This window comes from Alteromonas marina (assembly GCF_000808575.1).
Taxonomy (GTDB): Bacteria; Pseudomonadota; Gammaproteobacteria; order Enterobacterales; family Alteromonadaceae; genus Alteromonas; species Alteromonas marina_A.
This window is the reverse complement of sequence record NZ_JWLW01000015.1, coordinates 59,748-81,288: the sequence shown is the minus strand read 5'-3', so window position 1 is coordinate 81,288 and position 21,541 is coordinate 59,748. Positions and strand designations below refer to the sequence as shown.

18 protein-coding genes and 1 riboswitch are annotated in these 21,541 nt (G+C 45.4%); of the genes, 9 read left to right on the top strand and 9 right to left on the bottom strand.

Annotation, left to right across the window (positions count from 1 at the left end):
* Nucleotides 1–52 precede the first annotated feature (52 nt).
* The 5 genes from RJ41_RS09740 (at nt 53) to RJ41_RS09720 (ending at nt 6,704) form a co-directional block, all read left to right on the top strand.
* The gene (locus RJ41_RS09740) at nt 53–1,369 is read left to right on the top strand and encodes a methyl-accepting chemotaxis protein (RefSeq protein WP_039219929.1); all 1,317 of its coding nucleotides are present in this window, start codon (nt 53–55) and stop codon (nt 1,367–1,369) included.
* A 571-nt stretch (nt 1,370–1,940) separates the two neighbouring features.
* Nucleotides 1,941–3,350: a CmpA/NrtA family ABC transporter substrate-binding protein gene (locus tag RJ41_RS09735; RefSeq protein ID WP_014948243.1), complete on the top strand. Its 1,410-nt coding sequence runs from the start codon at nt 1,941–1,943 to the stop codon at nt 3,348–3,350.
* An 88-nt stretch (nt 3,351–3,438) separates the two neighbouring features.
* On the top strand, nt 3,439–4,434 hold the full coding sequence (locus tag RJ41_RS09730) for an ABC transporter permease (RefSeq protein ID WP_039219910.1): 996 nt from the start codon (nt 3,439–3,441) through the stop codon (nt 4,432–4,434).
* Nucleotides 4,435–4,450: 16 nt separating this feature from the next.
* Nucleotides 4,451–5,353 carry an ABC transporter ATP-binding protein gene (locus tag RJ41_RS09725; protein WP_039219906.1) on the top strand — a complete coding sequence of 301 codons (903 nt, stop codon included), beginning with the start codon at nt 4,451–4,453 and terminating at the stop codon, nt 5,351–5,353.
* A gap of 130 nt (nt 5,354–5,483) precedes the next feature.
* On the top strand, nt 5,484–6,704 hold the full coding sequence (locus RJ41_RS09720; protein ID WP_039219902.1) for an alginate export family protein: 1,221 nt from the start codon (nt 5,484–5,486) through the stop codon (nt 6,702–6,704).
* A 58-nt stretch (nt 6,705–6,762) separates the two neighbouring features.
* Here RJ41_RS09720 and RJ41_RS09715 read toward each other — a convergent pair whose 3' ends face one another.
* The 5 genes from RJ41_RS09715 to ccoG all read right to left on the bottom strand — a co-directional run bounded on the left by RJ41_RS09715 (nt 6,763) and on the right by ccoG (nt 13,230).
* Nucleotides 6,763–7,353, bottom strand: coding sequence for an HD domain-containing protein (locus RJ41_RS09715; protein ID WP_039219899.1), 591 nt, complete (start codon nt 7,351–7,353; stop codon nt 6,763–6,765).
* 85 nt (nt 7,354–7,438) lie between these two features.
* The gene (locus RJ41_RS09710; protein ID WP_039219897.1) at nt 7,439–8,071 is read right to left on the bottom strand and encodes a thiol:disulfide interchange protein DsbA/DsbL; all 633 of its coding nucleotides are present in this window, start codon (nt 8,069–8,071) and stop codon (nt 7,439–7,441) included.
* Between the two features lie 364 nt (nt 8,072–8,435).
* Nucleotides 8,436–10,358 carry a TonB-dependent receptor plug domain-containing protein gene (locus tag RJ41_RS09705; RefSeq protein WP_240485771.1) on the bottom strand — a complete coding sequence of 641 codons (1,923 nt, stop codon included), beginning with the start codon at nt 10,356–10,358 and terminating at the stop codon, nt 8,436–8,438.
* 90 nt (nt 10,359–10,448) lie between these two features.
* Nucleotides 10,449–10,700, bottom strand: a riboswitch (cobalamin riboswitch).
* A 119-nt stretch (nt 10,701–10,819) separates the two neighbouring features.
* Complete coding sequence (locus RJ41_RS09700) at nt 10,820–11,803, bottom strand: serine/threonine protein kinase (protein WP_039219891.1); 984 nt, start codon at nt 11,801–11,803, stop codon at nt 10,820–10,822.
* On the bottom strand, nt 11,800–13,230 hold the full coding sequence (gene ccoG, locus RJ41_RS09695; RefSeq protein ID WP_039219889.1) for a cytochrome c oxidase accessory protein CcoG: 1,431 nt from the start codon (nt 13,228–13,230) through the stop codon (nt 11,800–11,802). Before ccoG ends, RJ41_RS09700 begins: the two co-directional genes overlap by 4 nt.
* A gap of 535 nt (nt 13,231–13,765) precedes the next feature.
* Between ccoG and RJ41_RS09690 the strand changes: the two genes are divergently transcribed.
* Together RJ41_RS09690 and RJ41_RS09685 are read left to right on the top strand one after the other, a co-directional pair.
* The gene (locus tag RJ41_RS09690) at nt 13,766–14,137 is read left to right on the top strand and encodes a hypothetical protein (RefSeq protein WP_039219886.1); all 372 of its coding nucleotides are present in this window, start codon (nt 13,766–13,768) and stop codon (nt 14,135–14,137) included.
* A 123-nt stretch (nt 14,138–14,260) separates the two neighbouring features.
* Nucleotides 14,261–14,806 carry a DUF3016 domain-containing protein gene (locus tag RJ41_RS09685; RefSeq protein WP_039219883.1) on the top strand — a complete coding sequence of 182 codons (546 nt, stop codon included), beginning with the start codon at nt 14,261–14,263 and terminating at the stop codon, nt 14,804–14,806.
* Nucleotides 14,807–14,900: 94 nt separating this feature from the next.
* Here RJ41_RS09685 and RJ41_RS09680 read toward each other — a convergent pair whose 3' ends face one another.
* Entirely contained in the window at nt 14,901–16,661 is a 1,761-nt protein-coding gene (locus RJ41_RS09680) for an acyl-CoA dehydrogenase family protein (RefSeq protein ID WP_039219881.1), read from the bottom strand.
* Between the two features lie 347 nt (nt 16,662–17,008).
* Between RJ41_RS09680 and RJ41_RS09675 the strand changes: the two genes are divergently transcribed.
* Together RJ41_RS09675 and RJ41_RS09670 are read left to right on the top strand one after the other, a co-directional pair.
* Nucleotides 17,009–17,800 (top strand): SDR family NAD(P)-dependent oxidoreductase, encoded by a 792-nt coding sequence (locus tag RJ41_RS09675; protein ID WP_039219878.1) that lies wholly within the window; start codon nt 17,009–17,011, stop codon nt 17,798–17,800.
* 72 nt (nt 17,801–17,872) lie between these two features.
* The gene (locus tag RJ41_RS09670) at nt 17,873–18,748 is read left to right on the top strand and encodes an amidohydrolase family protein (RefSeq protein ID WP_039219875.1); all 876 of its coding nucleotides are present in this window, start codon (nt 17,873–17,875) and stop codon (nt 18,746–18,748) included.
* 70 nt (nt 18,749–18,818) lie between these two features.
* Here RJ41_RS09670 and RJ41_RS09665 read toward each other — a convergent pair whose 3' ends face one another.
* The 3 genes from RJ41_RS09665 to RJ41_RS09655 form a co-directional block, all read right to left on the bottom strand.
* The gene (locus tag RJ41_RS09665; RefSeq protein WP_039219872.1) at nt 18,819–20,003 is read right to left on the bottom strand and encodes a mandelate racemase/muconate lactonizing enzyme family protein; all 1,185 of its coding nucleotides are present in this window, start codon (nt 20,001–20,003) and stop codon (nt 18,819–18,821) included.
* A 55-nt stretch (nt 20,004–20,058) separates the two neighbouring features.
* Entirely contained in the window at nt 20,059–20,826 is a 768-nt protein-coding gene (locus RJ41_RS09660; protein WP_039219870.1) for a class II aldolase/adducin family protein, read from the bottom strand.
* A gap of 65 nt (nt 20,827–20,891) precedes the next feature.
* Complete coding sequence (locus RJ41_RS09655) at nt 20,892–21,302, bottom strand: NUDIX hydrolase (RefSeq protein ID WP_240485770.1); 411 nt, start codon at nt 21,300–21,302, stop codon at nt 20,892–20,894.
* Nucleotides 21,303–21,541: the final 239 nt, after the last annotated feature.

The window sequence follows — 21,541 nt, the reverse complement described above, 5'->3', positions numbered from 1 at the left end:
GCTAAGTCGGCTGATAAATAATGCGTGAAACGAAGTTAATTAGGAGCGCAGGATGTTTTTCAAAAATAAAGAGTTGATAGCCGAAAACCAACGTTTGGAAAAGGAACTGGCGGCATATCAAACGGTTAAGGAAGAGCTTCGTGAAGAAATGTTGTACATTGAGTTGAATGCAGACGGACGTATACATGCAATTAATGATCTATGTACTCAAGCAACAGGATTTAAGATTTCAGAGCTAGAAGGGAAGTCCCTTGAAAGCCTAATGGACCCGAAATCGCTTAAGAAATCGGACGTTCAAGATATGCTAGGCGCTGTTAAAAATCATCGTCATTGGCATGGCGCAGTTAGCTTCAATAATGCAAAAGGCCATGAGATTTGGGTAAGAGGCATCGTACAGCCCATCGACGACGCTTATGGAAACGTAAAATGCATTGCTTTCTATATGGCTGAGCAAACCCGCAATATTTCCTATAGCAACGAACTTAGAGACATGCTTGCCGGACTTAATCGCTCTTCCGCAGTCATAGAGTTCAATCTAGATGGGAGCATAATTAAAGCCAATGAAAACTTTTTGAAAGCAATGGGCTACAAGTTGGAGCAAATAGTTGGAAAGCATCATAGGATCTTTTGCACAGAGCAAGAGACGAACTCGGAAGAATACAAACAGTTTTGGCGTGGGCTAGCGCAAGGACAGTTAGAATCTGGACGCTTCAAACGCATTGATAGCCGAGGGAATGAAGTGTGGCTAGAAGCGTCATATAACCCCATCAGAAACGAAGATGGTCAGCTTTATAAAGTAGTAAAATTCGCAACGGTAATTACAGAGCAAATGAAGCGGGAGTTCGCCATTTCCGAAGCCGCCAACGTTGCATTCAACATTTCGCAAGAAACTGGAGAGCAAGCTCGTAAGGGAAATCAAGTGCTCGATTCTACGGTTAAGGCGATGAACGAATTAACGAAACAGATGGGCAATGCGAGTGAAGGTATTAAGGACCTAGATGAGCAATCCCAAAAAGTTGCGGACTTGGTTAAAAGTATTAGCGGAATTGCCGATCAAACTAATTTATTGGCGCTTAACGCTGCTATTGAAGCTGCACGTGCAGGCGATCAAGGGCGTGGTTTCGCGGTGGTTGCCGATGAAGTCAGGCAGCTAGCGTCGCGAACCAGTAGCGCAACTGAAGAAATCGTAAACGTCGTCGTAGAAAACAGAAAGTTAACAGAAAATGCAGTTCAGTTAATTGAAGCGGGTCAGGAAAAAGCGCGCGAAGCCTTAGAGTATTCAACGCAGTCAGGCAAAGCAATGAGCGAAATACAAAGCGGTGCCAATGAAGTGGTAAACGCTATCGGGCAATTTACTAAACGCCTCTAGAAAATTAGCGACACAATCAGACGGCTTTAGTCATTGGCCATATTTGTTCATCCTTGGTATCTGCTTTCGCGCACCAAGGTTGAACACCCCCCCTGTTGTGGTGCACCAAAACGAATTCATTCTCACTTTTCTCTTACCTCAATAGTGTAAATGTTCATAAATTTTAATGGCTTACATTTCTGGCACGATGGGTGCTAATTAATCCGTGCAACAGCAACGTTGCTGTACAAAGCAACGGGTGCAAACACAAATGCGATGGCAGAGTGGAGTGCACAACACTTACCATAGGGTAAAAAAATAGGATTCAGCGGAGAACGGTAAGGAAGCATCATCATCTCCGGCATTTATGGCAAGTGCATAATAATAAAAAATAAAGATGGTTTTATAAGCTAAAGCTTTTAATAAACCTCCCTTAAAGATGAGGTGTGTGAGCGGGAATTCCTGACTTACCATTAACAACTTGATGCGTTTGTAAGAACTCCGATATTACAAACACGGCAACGAAGCCCACCATGCTCGACGGTTAAACGTCGTACGCTGGTGGGTTTTTTTTTGGCTACGAGGAACACGTATGACTGGGTTAAAGACAACATCACTGCTAAAACGCTTTCGAACGGCGAGTGCTGGAGTATGTGCAGCACTTGCCGTCTCTGTAGCAAGTTTTTCTGCGAGTGTGGCAGCACAAGCGCCAGCGGTAGGCTGGCCTGAGAAGGAAGAACTTAAGTTTGGTTTTATCAAGCTCACTGATATGGCACCGCTTGCTGTGGCGTACGAAAAAGGCTTTTTTGAAGATGAGGGCCTCTACGTTACATTGGAAGCGCAAGCTAACTGGAAAGTGCTGCTTGATCGCGTAATCGACGGCCAATTAGATGGCGCTCATATGCTGGCTGGCCAGCCCCTTGGTGCAACCATTGGCTTCGGCACGGAATCGCATGTGGTAACAGCGTTCAGTATGGATCTCAATGGTAATGGAATTACCGTTTCTAATGAAATTTGGGACAAAATGAAGGCCCATATTCCACAGGAAAATGGCAAGCCAGTTCATCCTATTAAAGCTGATTATTTAAAGCCAGTGGTTGATGAATACCGCAATGCTGGAAAGCCGTTCAACATGGGAATGGTATTTCCAGTTTCTACACACAACTACGAGTTACGCTATTGGCTTGCAGCAGGTGGAATTCACCCTGGATATTATGCGCCGCATAAAGGTGATACTGCGGGCCAAATAGACGCTCAGGCACTGCTGTCAGTCACCCCCCCACCGCAAATGCCAGCGACGATGGAAGCCGGCACCATCTATGGCTACTGCGTAGGCGAGCCATGGAATCAACAGGCTGTGTTTAAAGGTATTGGTGTACCTGTGATCACCGACTACGAAATTTGGAAAAATAACCCTGAAAAAGTGTTCGGCGTAAGCCAAGGCTGGGCTGACAAATACCCAAATACGCACATTCGCGTGGTTAAAGCCCTAATTCGAGCGGCAATGTGGCTGGATGAAAACGACAATGCTAACCGTCCTGAAGCGGTAAAGATTCTTGCTAAAAGTAACTACGTAGGTGCAGATGAAGACGTACTGGCTAACAGCATGACGGGCACTTTCGAATACGAGAAAGGTGACAAGCGCGACGTGCCTGATTTTAATGTGTTCTTCCGCTACAACGCCACTTACCCATACTACAGTGATGCTATTTGGTACCTCACACAAATGCGCCGCTGGGGTCAAATTTCAGAGGCTAAGTCTGACGATTGGTATAAAGAGACAGCCAAAAAAGTTTATAAACCAGAAGTTTATGCTCAGGCTGCTAAAGCACTGATTGCCGAAGGTAAAGCTAAGGCGTCTGACTTTCCAGAGTTTGGGACGGAAACGGGCTACAAGCCGCCTCAGAGCGAATTCATTGATGGCGTGACGTTTGACGGAAGCAAGCCTAACGCTTACTTAGAGCAATTTAAGATTGGTCTGAAGGGCGACACTGTACTGTAAGTGTCTGATTTAATGGCCCTGCCTTCAGTTCTAACTAGGGCGGGGCATAAACAGCGCAAAAGCGCACATCAAGTGTCAGGAGCAAGCAATGAGCAAGATGACAACCATTCTTCGCCTTCCATCGTCGCCGTCAAACGCCAACTCTTTGTTGAGCCGTTTATATCAATCCACGCCTGCGTTGCTGCTGCCTGTTATTGGCTTGCTGATGTTTTTGGCCATTTGGAATGGTGTAGCAAAAAGTATTGACACGTCGCTGGGGCAGTTCCCAGGGCCTGCACAAGTTTTTGAGCAAGCCGGTGCGTTAATTGACGAGCATATTGCACAGCGCGAAAAAGCAGACGCTTTCTATCAACGTCAAGAAGCAAGAAATGCAGCGCGTGTAGCGCAGGACCCTACTTATCAGCCAAAAATTAGAGAATTCACCGGTGCGCCAACCTTCTTTGATCAGATATGGACAAGCCTTTACACCGTCATGGTTGGATTCTTAATTGCATCAGTCGTGGCGGTTCCCGTGGGTATACTATGTGGTCTAAGTAAATCTGCTTACACCGCAATAAATCCACTTATCCAGTTATTTAAGCCAGTGTCTCCATTGGCATGGCTGCCGCTGGTGACTATGGTGGTAAGTGCCCTTTATGTCAGCGATGATCCGGCCTTTTCTAAATCATTCGTGACCTCTGCCTTTACGGTTTCGCTTTGTTGTTTATGGCCAACCCTTATTAACACCGCAGTAGGTGTATCAAATATTGATAAGGACCTAATCAACGTAAGCAAGGTATTGCGCCTTACGCCGTTTTCTCATCTCACCAAAATAGTACTTCCATCTTCTATACCCATGATTTTTACAGGACTTAGATTGTCGCTTGGTATTGGCTGGATGGTACTGATTGCGGCAGAAATGCTTGCCCAAAACCCAGGTCTAGGAAAGTTTGTGTGGGATGAATTCCAAAACGGAAGTTCGGAGTCGCTAGCGAGAATCATGGTAGCAGTGCTCACCATTGGCGCTATTGGCTTTGTACTAGACCGCCTAATGTTATCGATTCAGCGCGCTGTAAGCTGGGACAAGTCGAGCGTACTACGCTAATTTTGAGGAGAATTTTATGCACACTAAACACTTAGAGTTAGAGCAGGTGGGTATCGACTTCCCCACACCGAAGGGGCCATTTACTGCGCTTCAAGATGTAAATCTTAAAATCAGCAAAGGTGAATTTGTTTCATTAATTGGCCATTCGGGCTGCGGTAAATCAACGGTGTTGAATATCGTCGCAGGTTTGCACCAAGCTACTACCGGCGGCGTAATTTTAGATGGCGCAGAAGTGAAGCAGCCTGGACCTGAACGCGCAGTAGTCTTTCAAAACCATTCTTTATTACCTTGGCTTACGGTATACAAGAATGTTGAGCTGGCCGTAAAATCGACCATGCGAGGCAAGAGTAAAAACGAGATGCGTGACTGGATCATGCACAACCTAGAGCTTGTGCACATGACCCACGCCCTTGATAAATTACCCAGTGAAATATCAGGTGGTATGAAACAGCGAGTGGGCATTGCACGAGCGTTGGCAATGGAGCCAAAAGTGCTGCTAATGGATGAACCGTTCGGTGCGCTAGACGCCCTAACTCGCGCTCATCTTCAAGACTCGCTAATGGAAATTCATGCTGATTTGGGTAACACGGTTATCATGATTACTCATGATGTGGATGAAGCGGTATTGCTATCAGACCGTATTGTTATGATGAATAACGGCCCTGCAGCCACCATTGGCGAAATTCTAGATATTGAGTTGCCGCGTCCGCGAGATAGATTAGCACTTGCAGATAACAAGCAGTACAACCACTACAGACATGAAGTCTTAACTTTCCTTTACGACAAACAAAAGAAGGTTGAAACCGTTTCGTCACGCGCCAACCAAGCGCCTACAACTAACAAACATTCACAACAGCTAGCAAAACCCAGCGGGGTGTCATCTGGAAAAAAAGACGCTAAGAAGTCAGATGCCGCCTAGCTTTATCGGCACCTGACTAGGGCGGAAGCCTTTTCCGCCAACTAACCAAAACCAGTACTTTTCAACCGGCATTCTAATGCTGGCTGGGTAAGTGTTGACTAATAAAAATTGATACCGATAGGGAATACACATGAACACGTTAAAAAACTTTGGCATTAAGATGCTAACAGCATCTGTTATGACAGTATTGGGTGGAAGCGTAATGGCCGCTGACATTCACAGCGCATTAAGCGATTCAAAGGCATGGGCTGATCTGAATTTACGCTACGAAGCTGTTGATCAAGACAATGCGTTAGAAGACGCAAGTGCACTGACTTTGCGTACGCGTTTAGGGTTTAGTTCGGGTAGCGTTAATGGTTTCTCATTTACCGCTGAGGTTGAAGACAGTCGTATTGTACTTGGGCAAGATGAGTTTACTGTGGGGCCTACTGGCTTTAACGTAGGTGAGTATTCGGTCATTGCCGACCCTGAAACCACCGAAGTTGATCAAGCTTTTATTCAGTATAAGGCGGATAACTTTACCGCCAGAGTAGGGCGACAAGTGATTACGTTGGATGACCATCGATTTGTTGGCCACGTTGGGTGGCGACAAGACCGCCAGACCTTTGATGCCGTAAGCGCTAAATATGCGGCAACAGACAATCTAGAACTATTCTATAGCTATCTTTACAAACGCAACCGCATTTTTGCTGAGGCGGCAGATTTAGATTCTAAAGATCATATTCTTCATGCTACTTATAAATCTAAAATTGGCAAGTTTGTGGCCTACGCTTACCTTTTAGAAGTGGACAACGACACGGATAACGCGTTGGACACGTATGGCGTGAGCTACGATGGAAAGATGAAAGGTGAGAGCGTGAGTTGGGCTTACGGTGGTGAGTTTGCCACGCAATCAAGCGAAGCTGGCGCGGGCGAAACGGCCACCGACTTTGACGCCTCTTATTTAAATGCGTATGTCGCAGCCACGTTTTCTGGCGTGACGGCTAAGGTCGATTACGAAATACTAGGTTCTGACGATGGGTTGTACGGGTTTGCAACGCCGCTAGCTACGCTGCACAAATTCAACGGTTGGACTGATCAGTTCTTGGGCACGCCAGCACAGGGCTTAAAAGATCTTAAGTTATCTCTATCGGGTGGGCTAGCCGGTGGTAAATGGCTTTTGGCTTACCACGATTTCAGCGCTGACGACAGCAGTAACGGTGCTGACGACTTAGGCAGCGAAATTAATGTGCAGTATACGAAGAAGTTTGCAGGTAAGTACAATTTTGGCATTAAGTATGGTACTTACGATGCGGGAGATATAAAGGTGGATACCAATCGCTTCTGGATGTGGATTGGTACACGCTTCTAATTGCAATACACTATTACAACGTTATGTTGTAATTAATACTACAGATCTGGCTGAGTCGTTACTGACTTAGCCAGCCTTTTTCTACGGCCACATCAAGCTGCTGCATAACGTAGTCCCATAAAGCCGGTGCGCATGATTTAAGGTGAGCATTACGCTTCTCAATTTTCTCTCTTGCAATACCGTGACGCTTCCAGCTTCCTCCGTTGTCTTTCATGTTTTGGAAAACAGGTAGCACTCGGTCCATTGCTTTAGCAAATTCTGCATCTGCGGTTTCGGCTGCTTCAAACTCAAGCCATAACTCAAGCATTTCATTATCAAGTGGACTTGGTAACAACCCAAAAATGCGCTTGGCTGCAGCAAGCTCTTTCTCGGCTTGTGCGTCGTGATCTGTTTGATGATTGAAAGCAAACATGTCGCCAGCATCAATTTCCACAATATCGTGAATAAGGATCATGCGAATAACGCGGGTCACATCTATAGGTTTAGCCGCATATTCGCTTAGCATATTTGCCATTAATGCAACATGCCAGCTGTGCTCTGCGGAGTTTTCCCGTCGATAGTTGTCACAGGGGAGGGTGATCTGGCGCTTAACTGCTTTTAGTTGGTCAAGCTCACAGATAAAGTCAGCAAAGTCACTTACTGCATACATTGGGATGCTCCAAGGCGAAAAAATGGGCGCCAGAGCGCCCATTTAATTATTCAAGGTCTAATGAGTAAATTGGATATTAACCAAATTATTTTTGCTCAGATAGCCACACGATTAGGTCAGCGATGTCGTCGAAGGTCATGTCAGCAGTGAACGTAGGCTGATATTTACCATTGATAATAAAGCTTGGCACACCAGTTAGGTGCTCACGATACTCATCAATTTGCTGTTGATTCTTGCGCACCATGCTGTTCACGCCAAAGCTTTTGGCCATTTTATCAAACTCTTCACCGTCTACGCCGTTCACAACAAAGATATTGCGAAGGTCTTTCAAGCCTGTAATAGATGCACGTTGCTTGTGGATATAGTTAAAAATAGCACCGTTCATTGCGTCTTCTTGTTTCATTGCACGTGCAATAAGCATGGCTTTGGTAGCATCGTCCTGAACTTCTGGGCCGGTAAAGCGCATAAAGTTTACGTGTACTTTGTTGAACTTAGTACCGTCGCTTTTCTTTTCTTTAATTTGTGCAACGATTGGCTCAAATTGGAAGCAGTGTGGGCACCAAAATGAGAAGTACTCAGTAATGACTGGTTTATCTGTGGCTTCTTTATCAAGCACTTTATAGTGCGTACCTTCTTTCCATTTAGATGCCGGCTCTTGAGCGCAAGCTGTTAATGGCAAAAGCATTGCCATGACAAACATTACTGCAAACTTTTTCATGGATTATGATCCTGTATTAAAAAACGATTATCAAAGTTGAGATTATCACAGCCTTATTCGCTTAACTAGGACCTGTTTCGCAACAAGGTCTTAGTACGCGACAAGGTTAACATTGTCTGCGATAGGATAAGCGATTGTCGCAGGATAAACCTCTCACTATGAATAGAATATGAATAACATTAATTGCGAAGGGTAGACCATAAAACGTGAGAAAGGGAACGATCTGAAGCCTAAGTTGGCGGTAAAAGAGATGACAATAATTAGAAGTAAAAGCTACAGTAATACAATAGACGTCAAATTATTGAACGAAAAACGGCTACACCAAGATGTAGCCGATTAAATTGCTAGGCTAAGCCTAAATTAACTACATAGCGTAGTTAACAGAAAACAGCGCTCGTCGCTCCTGACCCGCATAACCCACAATATCCTCATAGTCGGTATCAAACGCATTATCTACTTTCAGAGATACCTGCCACTGTTTGTCTATCTGGTAGCTCAAGTTAACTGTAGCAAGGGTATAAGCTGAAAGCGCTAACGTTTGAGAAGGTTCAGGGAATGGTGGGAAGAAAGTATCGTAACGACTTCCTGTGTAGGCCAGCTTAGTGTAAAAGCTGAACTTTTCTGTCCCAAAGTTAGTGGTGTAAGTTAACGAGCCTTGATGACGCGCACGACGCAGCTCAGTGCTTGAGATACCACCGTCAGTTTGTTCAGCATCTAGATAGCTATAGGCGGCAGTAAGGTCACCATAGCCACTGCCCCAGTTAAGCTCTACATCAATTCCTTCTCGTGAACTGTCACCGTCAATATTATCTGCGCTGAACGCCCCCAAGTCAGATACAAACACAAAACCGTTTATTTCATCTTCAAGATCGGTAGTGTATGCGCTGATTTGCGCAGACAATGATGTCCAGCTCGCTTTAACACCCACTTCCCATTCTTCACTGGTTTCGGGCTCAAGGTTAGGGTTACCTATAAAACTCGCTGGGAAGTAACCAAAACGCTCGGTAAAAGTAGGAGTTTTAACAGCTCTACCATAGCTGGTAAAAACAGCATAGTAATCGTTAAGCTGCCATGTAAGTCCACCGCGATAACTTACGGCATTGTCGAACTCACTGTTGTTGTCGAATCGTGCGCTTAGTGTTGCGGTTAGCGACTCGGTTAGCTGGCCATTTGTCTCGGCAAATACGCTATAAGTATTGTCGTGCTGCTTCTGGTTCGGATCGCCAAATGCAATTGGGCCGCGCTGGGTAAAAAGGCGCTGTAGGTATTCAACGCCGCCAGCAAACTCCCAGTTATCCATGGTATAGAAGCCTGTCCAGTTTAACTCTATGCGCTCACCAGTGGTACCGCCAGTGTCTGCACCTGACTCAGTGTTATCGTTATCGTCTTTGCGATAATGCGCACTTAGCGCTGAGCGATAACCTGTATTTTCCGGAGCAAATTCCCATCTTAATTTCGCGCTAATTTGTGAACCATCCGTCACGTTATCTGAGTCAGCAGGAAGGCCTGTCGTCACAAAATCAGTGCCGTCGTAATCGTTCTCGTACTGAACCGTGCGAAGGTTAGCAATTAACGTATGCTCCGACGTTGCGGCATAATTAATATTAATGCCAGCGGTCAGGTTGTCGTAGCCATCATCTTCGTTACCAACACGAGATACGTTGTCACCGTCGGTACGTATGTAGCTGGCGTATGCAGAAATACCTACGTTATCGCTTTGCGAACGCGCGTTCATGCTGCCCTGCAACGTACCTTGTGTGCCAACGCCAGCAGAGAAGTCTACGTGTGACGCATTATCGGCAAACTGGCCTGATTTCGTAGTAATGCTCAATACACCACCGATAGCCCCGCTGCCCCATCTTGCGCTCTGCGGGCCTCGAAGAAGTTCTATGCGCACCACGTTTGCGCTAGTTAAGTGAGCAAGGTCAACTAGGCTTCCTTGGCCTACGTCGTTGGCAACAACGCCATCAATTAAAACAAGTAGATGGTTAGTTTCACCGCCGCGCACGCGCAGCTCTGTTAAGCCACCAGGACTGCCTGACTGAGACAAGCTAACGCCAGGTAGGCCGCGAATTAGATCGGTAAGTTGAAGTGCGCCCGAAGCTTTAATGTCGCTTTCAGTTAGCACCGATACTGAACCAGGAAGCTTGGTTAACGAAATAGGCAAACGCGTGCCTGTTACTGTTAAGGTTTCAATATCTTGGTCAGAAGTTTGAGCAAAGGCAGGTGTGCTTAAGCACGAAATAACTGCAGCGCTAAGGGCTGCTTTAGTAAAATGTGTACGCATGGTTCTTATGTTGTCTTTGATGCGCTCCACCCGAGCACATGATTAGGGAAAGTGCACGTTTTTGCTTAATTACTGATGTGAGCAAGCAAACGACACCATGAAGTACAGGCCGGTATCCGGGCTTACTCACCATTACTAAAAATGTAATAGCTCTTTTGCCTTCCCATCTAATGGCGTTTAATATGTAACGCATAAAAGACAGTGGCGTATGAAAAGAAAACGACAACGCGTTGAGTTTACCGTTGCGGGGGCAGCATCAGTTTTTCACTGATTTCCCGTTTAACCCTTGTCACCGTAGTTAATATGGCGTTAGACAAGAGCACCTACACTCCATCGATTATATCGAAGTTAAAAAGTGATAGCGAATACGGTTTCTTATACCTTACGCTTTTTCGTAACCACCATAAGATTAACGACAACGGTCATCGAAAAAGCGTTTTTTCAGCAAAAAAGGGGCTGGCTCAGTATCCTAATTTCAGTGGAGGCTCTTGAAGGGCCGATAGCTGTTCTTTCAAAGCAAGTATTTGACCTTCCCAGTATTTATCTTCAGCAAACCAAGGAAATGCCCGCGGAAAAGCAGGGTCTTCCCAGCGTCGTGAAAGCCATGCCATGTAATGCACCATTCGCATAGCGCGAAGGGGCTCAATAAGTGGCAACTGTGCAGTGTCAAACGGGTGAAACTCCTCGTATGCTTCCACCAAAGTATCAAGCTGTAAAAGCTGTTGTTGGCGGTCGCCGCTTAGCATCATCCACAAATCTTGGATAGCAGGGCCCATGCGGCAATCATCAAGATCAACAAAAGTAGGGCCATCGCGCCATAGTATATTGCCTGGGTGGCAGTCACCGTGGAGCCGAATACTAGATGTTGGCTTATACGCATTTTTCGTGGCGTCAATAACGGGGTTAAGTATGGCAAAAAATGCTGTCTTTAGATGCTCTGGCAGCAGTGTGCTTTGCGTAAGCACCTGCTTCGGTTCATCGAGGTAACTTTCAATATCAATGGAGGGGCGATGTGCAAACCCTTTAGCATGGGCCACGCGGTGAATACGGCCAATGAAACGCCCCATCCATTCGAGTTGATCAAGATTGTCATTCTCGAATTGCCTGCCGCCTACCGAAGGAAATAACGCAAATCGATAGTCAGTTTCGGCCACGGTGTGATGATGCAGCGTGCTGCCATTGAGAGAAATGGGCGCAGCCAATGGAATTTCGTTATCGATTAGCTCTGCAGCAAACGCGTGTTCTTCAAGAATTTGAGCGTCTGTCCATCGACCTGGGCGATAGAATTTTGCTACATAGCGCTGACCGTCTTCAGCCAAAAACTGATAGACGCGGTTTTCATAACTATTTAGTGCTAGCAAACCGCTTTGAAGAAAAATGCCCTGACTTTCCAGGGCATCTAATATGGTGTCTGGGCTAAGCCCAGAGAATGAAAAATCTGTCATCGATAAAGGAACTTGGTTGGCTCATCAACAGTAACCGTTTCCCCATCAATAGTGGTGGTTACACTGATAAAAATATCGGTAACCGTATCTTCCAGATTATAGGCGTCAGTTGCAACCGAAATTGGCGTGCTATACACCGCACCGCCTTCAACTGTTACAGTTTGCTCACCAATGTACTTGTAGTCAGGCAAACCTTTTACAGTAATAGAGTAGGTTTGGGTTTGCTGAGTTTTGTTAAGTACTTTTATTGTATAAACGTTCTCAATTAGCCCTTCATTCGTTTCGCGATATAGCGAGTTTCTATCGCGGATAATGTCGACTTCGGTGGGGCTACGCATCCAAATATTAGCGAATAGTAAACCGGTCATAACAACAAGTACGACAAAATACCCAATTAGTTTAGGGCGCAATATATGAGTATTACCGCCTGCAAGTTCTTCTTCCGAGGTAAAGCTTATCAGGCCTTTAGGATAGCCCATCTTGTCCATAACACCGTTACAGGCATCAACGCAGGCACCGCAGTTGATGCATTCGTATTGTAAGCCATTTCGAATATCGATACCGGTTGGGCATACCTGAACACACAGGTTGCAGTCTATACAGTCGCCTAAACCTTTTTCCTTTACTTGCTCGTGACTAAGTTTGCGTGGTCGCGGGCCGCGTTGCTCTCCACGCTTTGCATCGTACGATACAGTAAAGGTATCTTTGTCGAACATGGCAGACTGAAAACGCGCATACGGGCAGATGTGCGTGCACATGATTTCGCGCATGTAGCCAGCGTTTCCGTACGTACATACGGCAAAGAAAATAACCGATAAACCTGCCCAGAAGCTGGTGTTAAATGTGACGAAGTCAACAAACAGGGCATCAATAGGGGTGAAGTAGCCGACGAAGGTTAGCGCAGTTAATAGTGCTACCAGAACCCATGCGGTATGCTTTGCCGTCTTTCGCAAAAATTTATCTGCATCCATTTTGCGAGCATCTAGCGCTATACGCTTGTTACGCGGGCCTTCGAACTTCTCTTCAAACCACGTGTAAATGTATACCCATGTTGTTTGAGGACACATAAATCCACACCACACGCGGCCAGCGAAAGTGGTGACAAAGAACAACGCAAAGGCGGAAACTATAAATATATAGGCCAGTAAAGTGAGGTCTTGAGGCCATAAGGTTAGTGAGAAAATAGTAAATCGCTGCTCGCCAATATCAAGCAGCACGGCTTGATGGCCGTTGTACTGAATCCATGGAATGATGGCAAAAAGGCCCAAAAAGAAAAGGCCAAACATGCGTCTAAAGGTCTCTAAAGGGCCTTGTACAGCACGCACATAAATACGGCTACGAGAGTCGTGGCGTTTACCTTCAGGACCCCCTTTGGGTTTATGTACTTTTACCGGCGTGACGGTCTTTACCGGTATTTGTTCATTCATAACTTAACCTTATGTGACGTAACAAACTGCCTGTGCAGTATAACTGCGTTTAACACGTCATATTTAATATAGATCAATAATGCGACGTATGGTCTATCTTTTTAAAGTTTCAGTCAATACTGAAACTTCAGAAAGTTTTCTACTCATTTTGCTTAATGAGGTGATATAGAGCTTTGATGTAAACTTTTACAAGCAGCTTATACGAGCTCACATACAAAATGTTAGCTATAAATTTCAAATTCGCGGCAATTTAGGTTGCAGGTAATCGGTCGTTCAACATGTATTGAAAGCGATTAAAGTTTGTAAATCAAAGCTCAGCACTCCCTACATATACCTGCGTATAGATTACTGTATTTATTCATAATCAGTTATCGAACTATTATTGCCAATAGTATGGTTAATTAGCGCCCAAATCATGTACAGTGGACGTTGTTATAATGTAAATTGACAAAAAGTTGTGGCGCTTATTGTGTCTCAATCCGCCCCATTTGGGGGCTATTTGTTGTGAACATCCGTCGAAGTTAGCTGAGAAGTCATGTTTAGGTTCTTTATTATCGCTGCTGAAATTATTGTTTTAGTAATTGTGCTGCGATCTCCTTTTGTTCAGTATCTCTTTGAAGATATTCAAAACTCTCTTTCAGAATGGCTGGTGTCTGTTGCTACTCTTCCAGAGCGAAAAGAACTGCAGAGTTTACAAGATAGAATAAATATACAGCTAAGCCCTTTAAAGCCTTATCAGCAGAATTATGTCAAACAAATCACAGCTGATAGCGCTAGCGTGAAACGTTTCCACCACACCTATTGTGAAAATGACGATATAAACCCAAACTTTACGGGAACTAAACGCGTTCAACTATGCCTAATCATTAAACAGTCGTCAGTTATGCAAGTAGCAAAGCGAGACTAGCCAATTTTAACAAGGTTGGTTAAATATAAAGCTGATATAAAAGCCGACAATTGCTGCATGCTAAGCTTTCTCTAAATGTCTTGCTAACTCATAGTTTAAACGACTGAATTTAGGAGCATAAAAGTGAATAAATTACGTACTTTTTCTTGTTTAAGCTGCGCCACAGCGGTGGGACTCCTTACCGTTTTTGCTCCCACTCAAGCCGCTGAGGTGAAAATAACGTGGGAAGAACCTGAGTCTTATAGCGATGTAAGACCAACCAATGAATCTCGTAAACGGTTCCGCGAACGAACGCTACAAGAGCTTGAAGAACACATTGTAGATTTGGCCAGCGATTTACCCGAATCGCAGGTATTGTCTATGACGGTAACGAACCTTGATTTAGCCGGGCAAGTGTGGCCGAGTCAATTTGTGGGATTTGGTAACGGCGCTGGCAGCGACGTGCGAATAATCAAGCGCGTTGATATTCCTAGAATGACGTTTAGCTACTCGTTGGCTAATGCTGACGGTCAGGTCATCTTAAGTGGTGAAGATGTGAAACTTAAAGATATGGATTTTATGGAATCGAATATTCGCCGCAATCGCACTGAATCGCTTTCTTATGAAAAAGCGATGCTTAACGATTGGTTTTCAGATACGTTTTCAACACAAGTAGCAGCGAACGACTAATAGAGTCGTTCAAATCATAGTAAAAAAGGTCACATATAGTGACCTTTTTTGTGTTCAGAACCCATATTTCATGGGCTATAGAAATACAAGCTGCTTACAGATAATCAAACTCATTACCTGATATTGCAAGGGTACTTTCAGGACCAGCTTTATAAGCGGCTTTGTGCGCATCGCGACGCACAAAGATACGTTCCATATAGAAGTCACGTGTCTTCACCTTAGACGCTGCAAGTACCGCGTTACCTGAAGCTTGCGCTTTGTCGGCCATGCTGTACCACAGTACACCAATTAATGAATAGGCGCTGTATGCTAGGTAATCACAAGCAGCTGCAGCAGCAGTGGTGGCATCCATACCTAAGCAATCGGCTGAAGATGCACGCCAGTCATCAAGAATACCTTGAGCCAGACCCTTCGCCTCACTGTCTTGAATGTCGCTAACCAAAGCGTTAAACGCATTATAGGTCGCTTCCATCATCTGGCCGCCATCTCGGGTAAGCTTACGGCCAATAAGGTCTAACGCCTGAATACCGTTGGTACCTTCATATAACATAGCAATGCGCACGTCGCGCATAAGTTGTTCCATACCCCATTCACGAATAAAGCCGTGACCACCAAATACCTGTACACCTAGACTAGTGGTTTCAAGACCCATATCCGTCATAAAGGCTTTACAGATTGGAGTTAGAAACTGAAGTATCTTATCGGCATCTTCTTTTTCTTGGCCTTCACCAAGCTTCTCTACGTCCATGAATTTTGCGTAGAAAAGTGAAAGTGCACGGCAACCTTCAATCAGTGATTTCTGCGTTAGTAACATACGCGCTACGTCAGGTTGAAAGACGATTGGGTCTGCTTTGCCTTCTGGATTTTGAATTCCCTGAGGTGCGCGAGACTGAACGCGTTCGCGGGCATAGGTCAGCGCGCCTTGGTAAGAGGCTTCTGCCGCCCCTAAACCTTGCAGACCTACTTGGAAGCGTGCATCGTTCATCATGGTGAACATACATGCTAGGCCTTGGTTTTCTTCACCAACAAGGTAACCCGTTGCACCGTCAAAATTCATCACACAAGTCGGGCTCGCTTTGATCCCCATTTTGTGTTCGATGCTTCCCACTGACAAGCTGTTCGCCTCGCCAGGCTCATTGCTGGCATCTGGAAGGAACTTGGGCACTAAGAATAAGCTGATACCCTTAACGCCTTTAGGGGCGTCGGGTAGACGAGCCAGAACAAGGTGAATAACGTTCGAACTCCAATCGTGATCACCTGCAGTAATGAAGATCTTATTACCGGTGACTTTATAGCTGCCGTCGCCTTGTGGCTCAGCTTTGGTACTAAGCAAGCTCAAATCTGTTCCTGCGTGAGGTTCGGTCAGGTTCATGGTACCTGTCCACTCACCGCTGATTAGCTTAGCAAGGTAGATATCTTTTAATTCTTTACTGGCGTGCTTAGTAACCGCAAGTGTTGCGCTTTCAGTAAGCATGGTGGTTAAACGCCAGCTTAAGTTCGCCGCGTTTAGCATTTCGTGAACAGGCACAGCCATGGTGTACGGTAAGTCTTGCCCGTCGTACTCGGCAGTACCTAGCATTGCATTCCAGCCGTTAGCAATATATTCCTGATAGGCATCAGCGAAGCCTTTAGGCGTGGTAATGCTGCCGTCTTTTAGCGTACAGCCTTCTTCATCGCCTTCACGGTTAAGAGGGGCAACCACATCCAAAGCAAACTTTGCACCCTGTGCAATAATTTCGTTGGCAAGTTCGCTATCAAAGTCGCTGATACCGAGCTTTTCGTAGTGAGCATCAAGTCCAAGCCAGTCTTTTAACAAGAACTGAAAATCAGTCGTAGGGGCGTGGTACAGAGGCATGGATGACTCCTTTTTCAAACAAGTGTTTTAATTTTGTCTATTATAGTCACAAAAAGCGTAGTCCGAATAGTCCGTTAAAGGAAAGTTAATAATAAATTTGGATGATGTGGGTAATGATCTATGCGGACTGATATGAGAGAAACACATAGGTTTTCCAAGACTCGTGGACTTTAAATGTGCAGCAAAGGTCACACAGGCTCTGATGATGATGACTGACGCATTGATGTTAATATAGAAAAGTGAACTCAAGTGGTAAGCTCGCTTGCAATTCAAATTCTCACTGGCATGCTTAGCCTACATTGAAATAACCCGTTCACATACGCACAAGCAACACGGTACATAAAAACATGAATCCAGAAAGCGCGAAGAAAAACCTTAAACATAGCAGTGATGATGCGCAGATCCCGGTTTGCATTGTAACGGGGGGAAGCTTGGGTATCGGTTTTGCGGTATGCAAGCTGTTTAGTCAAAACGGTTATCAAGTCATTAATTTAGATATCAGAGACTTTGAGCAAGCGTTACCTAATGCTATCTGGAAGCCGTGTGATGTAAGTGTTGTGCGTAATATTGAAGCCGCGGTGAATGAGGTTATTAGTTCTTATCAACGCATAGACGCATTGGTTTGTAATGCCGGTATACATGTTTCAGCAACTATTGAAGACACTGATGAAGCGCTGCTTGATAAGGTACTAAACTTGAACGTAAAAGGGGCGTATGGCGCGATTAAGTCTTGCCTGCCAACCATGAAAGAGCAGGGCAGCGGCGCGATTGTGGTGATGGGCTCAGATCAGTCCTTTATCGGAAAGCGCAATTCGTTCGCCTACGGTGTCAGCAAAGGTGCGTTGGCGTCTATGGCGAAAACCACCGCGCTTGACTACGCACCCTATAATATCCGCGTTAACGCGGTATGCCCGGGTACCATCGAAACACCGCTATTTCATAACGCCATTGATAATTATGTGGCACGTTCTGGGGCAGATAAAAATGAAGTGGTAGCTGAAGAAGCCGCTGCACAACCTATTGGACGTTTGGGCCAGCCCGAAGACGTAGCTGAATTGACTTATTTCCTATGCAGTAGCAAAGCGTCGTTCATCACGGGTAGCTTGTATGCGGTGGATGGGGGCTACACAGCACAATAGAAAGAGCTGAACAGAAAAGCAACGCGAAATGCCTTATCAGCAATAGCATAAACCAAGGTTTTATGAACAACGATGAGCAAGCCTTCAATCACTTGGATAGACCCTCATATTCACTTCTTTGCCTTAAACGAAGGGCACTATGATTGGCTGAAACCAGCCAATGCCCCTTTTTGGCCAGATAAAAAAGCGATTGCAAAACATACTACAGAGCACATGCTCTATCGCGCGTCGTTAGGGCTGTTAGGCGGTTTTGTTCACATTGAAGCGGGTTACGATAACGAAAGACCCTGGCGTGAAATTGCGTTCTTGGAGCGTCATTGTACGCTGCCATTCCGCTCAGTTGGGTGTATCGATTTAACAGGAAATAATGTCGGCAGTCATATCGATAAGCTAAAGCAGTACCGCTCAATACGTGGGCTTCGTCATATATTAGATGACGATGCTGAAGTACTTTTACGCACCCCTAAAGTTAAATGGGGGCTTCATCATATGGCGTCGCAAGGCTTGTCTTTTGAAGCGCAGTTAAACCTTGCAGATAGCAATACTGTGCGCGCATTGCTTAAGGTTATAGAGCAAACGCCTGCATTAAACGTAGCTATAAACCATGCTGCAATAGCGCCGATTGAGGTAAATAGCTTTGCGTTTAAAACATGGGGGCAGAATATTCGCGACTTGAATGAAACGCAGCAAGTTGTGTTTAAGTTCTCAGGATTAGAAATGCAAGAGCGCCGTTGGTTGTGGCAACGTGCGTCTTATATTTTTGAAACCTTGCTGGACACCGTTGGCACAGATCACATGATGTTTGCCAGCAACTTCCCGCTGTGTCAGTGGCGAATGCCGTATGCCGCGCTTTGGCATGGATTCATTGATATGACAACGCCGCTTTCTGTAACTCAAAAAGCGGCGCTGCTGTACGAAAATGCGAAGCGATGGTACGACATCGCATAAAGCTAGCTTACTTAAGCTGCTGAACTAGCCTAGGGTTTATTGCCTTCAATAAACCCGTTGGGTTTCAGCTTTATTTAAGCGCAGTCACCGTCATGTGCGGCGAGCGATAAACCACCTCATCGTTTAGATCGATACCAATTCCCGGTGTGTCAGGCGCTTCAATAAAGCCGTTTACTGGCTGAGGATCTTGAATGCAAAGTTCACGGTTCCAGTCTTTGATAGCGTAGGTATGGTGCTCGTGAATTAAGAAGTTTGGAATGGCCGTTTCTAGATGTAGGCTTGCCGCTGTTGCAACAGGGCCACCGCAAACGTGAGCCTGAATACGTACATCGTAAATGTCGGCATAGTCACACACCTTTTTCGCTTCGGTGAAACCGCCACAAAGGCCAACGTCAGGTTGAAGTACATCAATAGATTGGTCTTCAAGGTAAGGGCGTACATCCCAGCGATGGTACAGGCGCTCACCGCCCGCAATAGGCACGTTCACGTTCTTCGCTACTTTGTCGTGAAGCTTTGAGTTAAGGTAATTCACTGGCTCTTCGTAATATAGACAGCCAATTTCTTCAACGATGTCACCCAGCTGGATAGCCGTTGATGCACCTAATAAGCTGTGACATTCAAAGATGATGTCGCCATCTTCGCCCATTGTGTCTCTAATCGCCTGAAGGCGGGATTTGAAAAGTTTAAGCTCGGGCTTAGTGAAAAGCTTGGTTCTGTCGAAGTGGGTGTTGCCGTCTTTATCGTAAACGATGGGGTCAACTTTAACCGCATCGTAACCATCTTTAAGTGCTTTTTCAGTGGCGCGAGCATAGTCAGCAGGGTCGTTAAGCTTGGCCACTTCTTTGTCCCAATCAAACTGAAGCTGGCTGGCGTAGCTACGAAGCTTGCCATTAGTTTTGCCACCCAGTAATTCGTAAACCGGTAAGCCAAGCGCTTTGCCTTTAATGTCCCAAAGTGCAGTATCAATAGCGCTCATCGCAGCATAAATAACCGGGCCGCCGCCTAATCCCCAAAAGCCTTCGCGCAGCATTCTCGACCACAGCAGTTCAGTGTGAAAAGGATTAAAGCCAATCAGCATGGCTTCGGCAATTTCTTTAATCATGTGTGCAGCGGCGCTGTGACCCCAATCATAAGCCAGTCCTGCTTCGCCCACACCGGTAATACCTTCGTCGGTGTAAACGCGTACGAAAACCGGGTTCCACTGAGGGCGCTTAGGGCATTCGATATCAAAAATTTCTACTTTGGTGACTTTCATAATGTATAAACAATTCCTGTTTGAAATAAGTTGGCGTTTAGCTGGCTAAGCTAAATTATTCGCAAAAGCCCGGGTCTAGTTTGTAAGCTTTGCGAAGCATGGCAGGCCATGCTTTTTGGCCGCCTGTTTCGCCGCTGTGCACCACATTGGCCTGTGCGTATATGCCATCAATAATGCTTTGCGGTATCTCGATAACCTCTTCATTAGATTGCATCAGGGCAAGCTGAATTTCGCACGCACGTTGCAAATCGTAAAAGCGCATAAAGGCGTCGCCAACGGTGGGGCCAAGGGTTAGACCGCCGTGATTAGGCAAAAGCATATGGTTAGTGTCGCCAAGGTCGTCCTGCAAACGTTTCTTTTCACTATCATCAACGGCTAAACCTTCGTAGCTGTGATAAGACAGTGACGGTAGTGAAAACATTGAATACTGGCTCCACGGCTTAAGTCCGCCTTTAATCGATGCGACTGATATTGTGGCTAGTGTATGCAGATGAATAACACACTGGGCATCGTGGCGCACTTCGTGGATAGCACTGTGAATGGTAAAGCCAGCAGGGTTAATACCGTAAGGCGTATCGTCAAGGATGTTGCCTTCTAAATCGACTTTAACCAGGTTAGAGGCAGTAACCTCGTCAAATGTCAGGCCAAAGGCGTTAACCAAGTAGTAATCAGTGCCCGGTACCTTGGCTGAAATATGCGTGTAAATAAGGTCGCCCCATCGCATATCTGCAACCAATCGATAGCACGCGGCTAAATCGACACGAGTTTGCCATTCTTGATCAGAGACTTTGCCTTTTAGGCTTAAGGTTGGGAGTGAAAACAAGCCACTTCTCCTGTTTGTTTTATAGCGACAATTTACCAATACCCGCAACAATGAACAATGCTTTGTCAGTGCTGCGTTATATCGAATTGGGTGTAGCCATCGCGCAAGGGAATAAGATCGTCAGCAAATCTCAATGCATCGTGGTCTAGCATAAACGGGTCTACTTTAACCAATCTTACTACCTCTAGTTTTGCCCATGATGGAGCATCGAAGGTGTCAGGAAGGCGTTCAATGCCGGCGTCTACATCACAACCAAATATGACTAAGCCGTTAGAGGTCGTAAAGAGATACGCGCTAACTTCTACATTGAAGCCAGTTTCTTCCCATGTTTCCCGGTGAGCGGTACAGGCAAGCGATTCATTCTTATCCGAAGTTCCGCCTGGAAAGTCTAATTTACCAGACAGCCGATGTTCTACCATCAGTACCTTGTTCCCGGTTTTTATTAAACAGGCAGCGCCAACAGGAGATTCGGCCATACTACTACCAATGTGCACACTTTCAGATAAAAGCGCTTCTGAAACGCGGCACATTGGAGAGCTAGGTGAAGATTTTGAACATGCGAAAAGCGTTAAAACAGCAAATATAGCTGATAAGCGAAATAAGATGACCATTGATTTGGGTAAAATACTCTAGTGTCTGTTTGTAATTGTTTTAAAAGTAATCATTTTTACCACACAGACTCTACGCAAAAATAAAAATAACACAACAAACAATA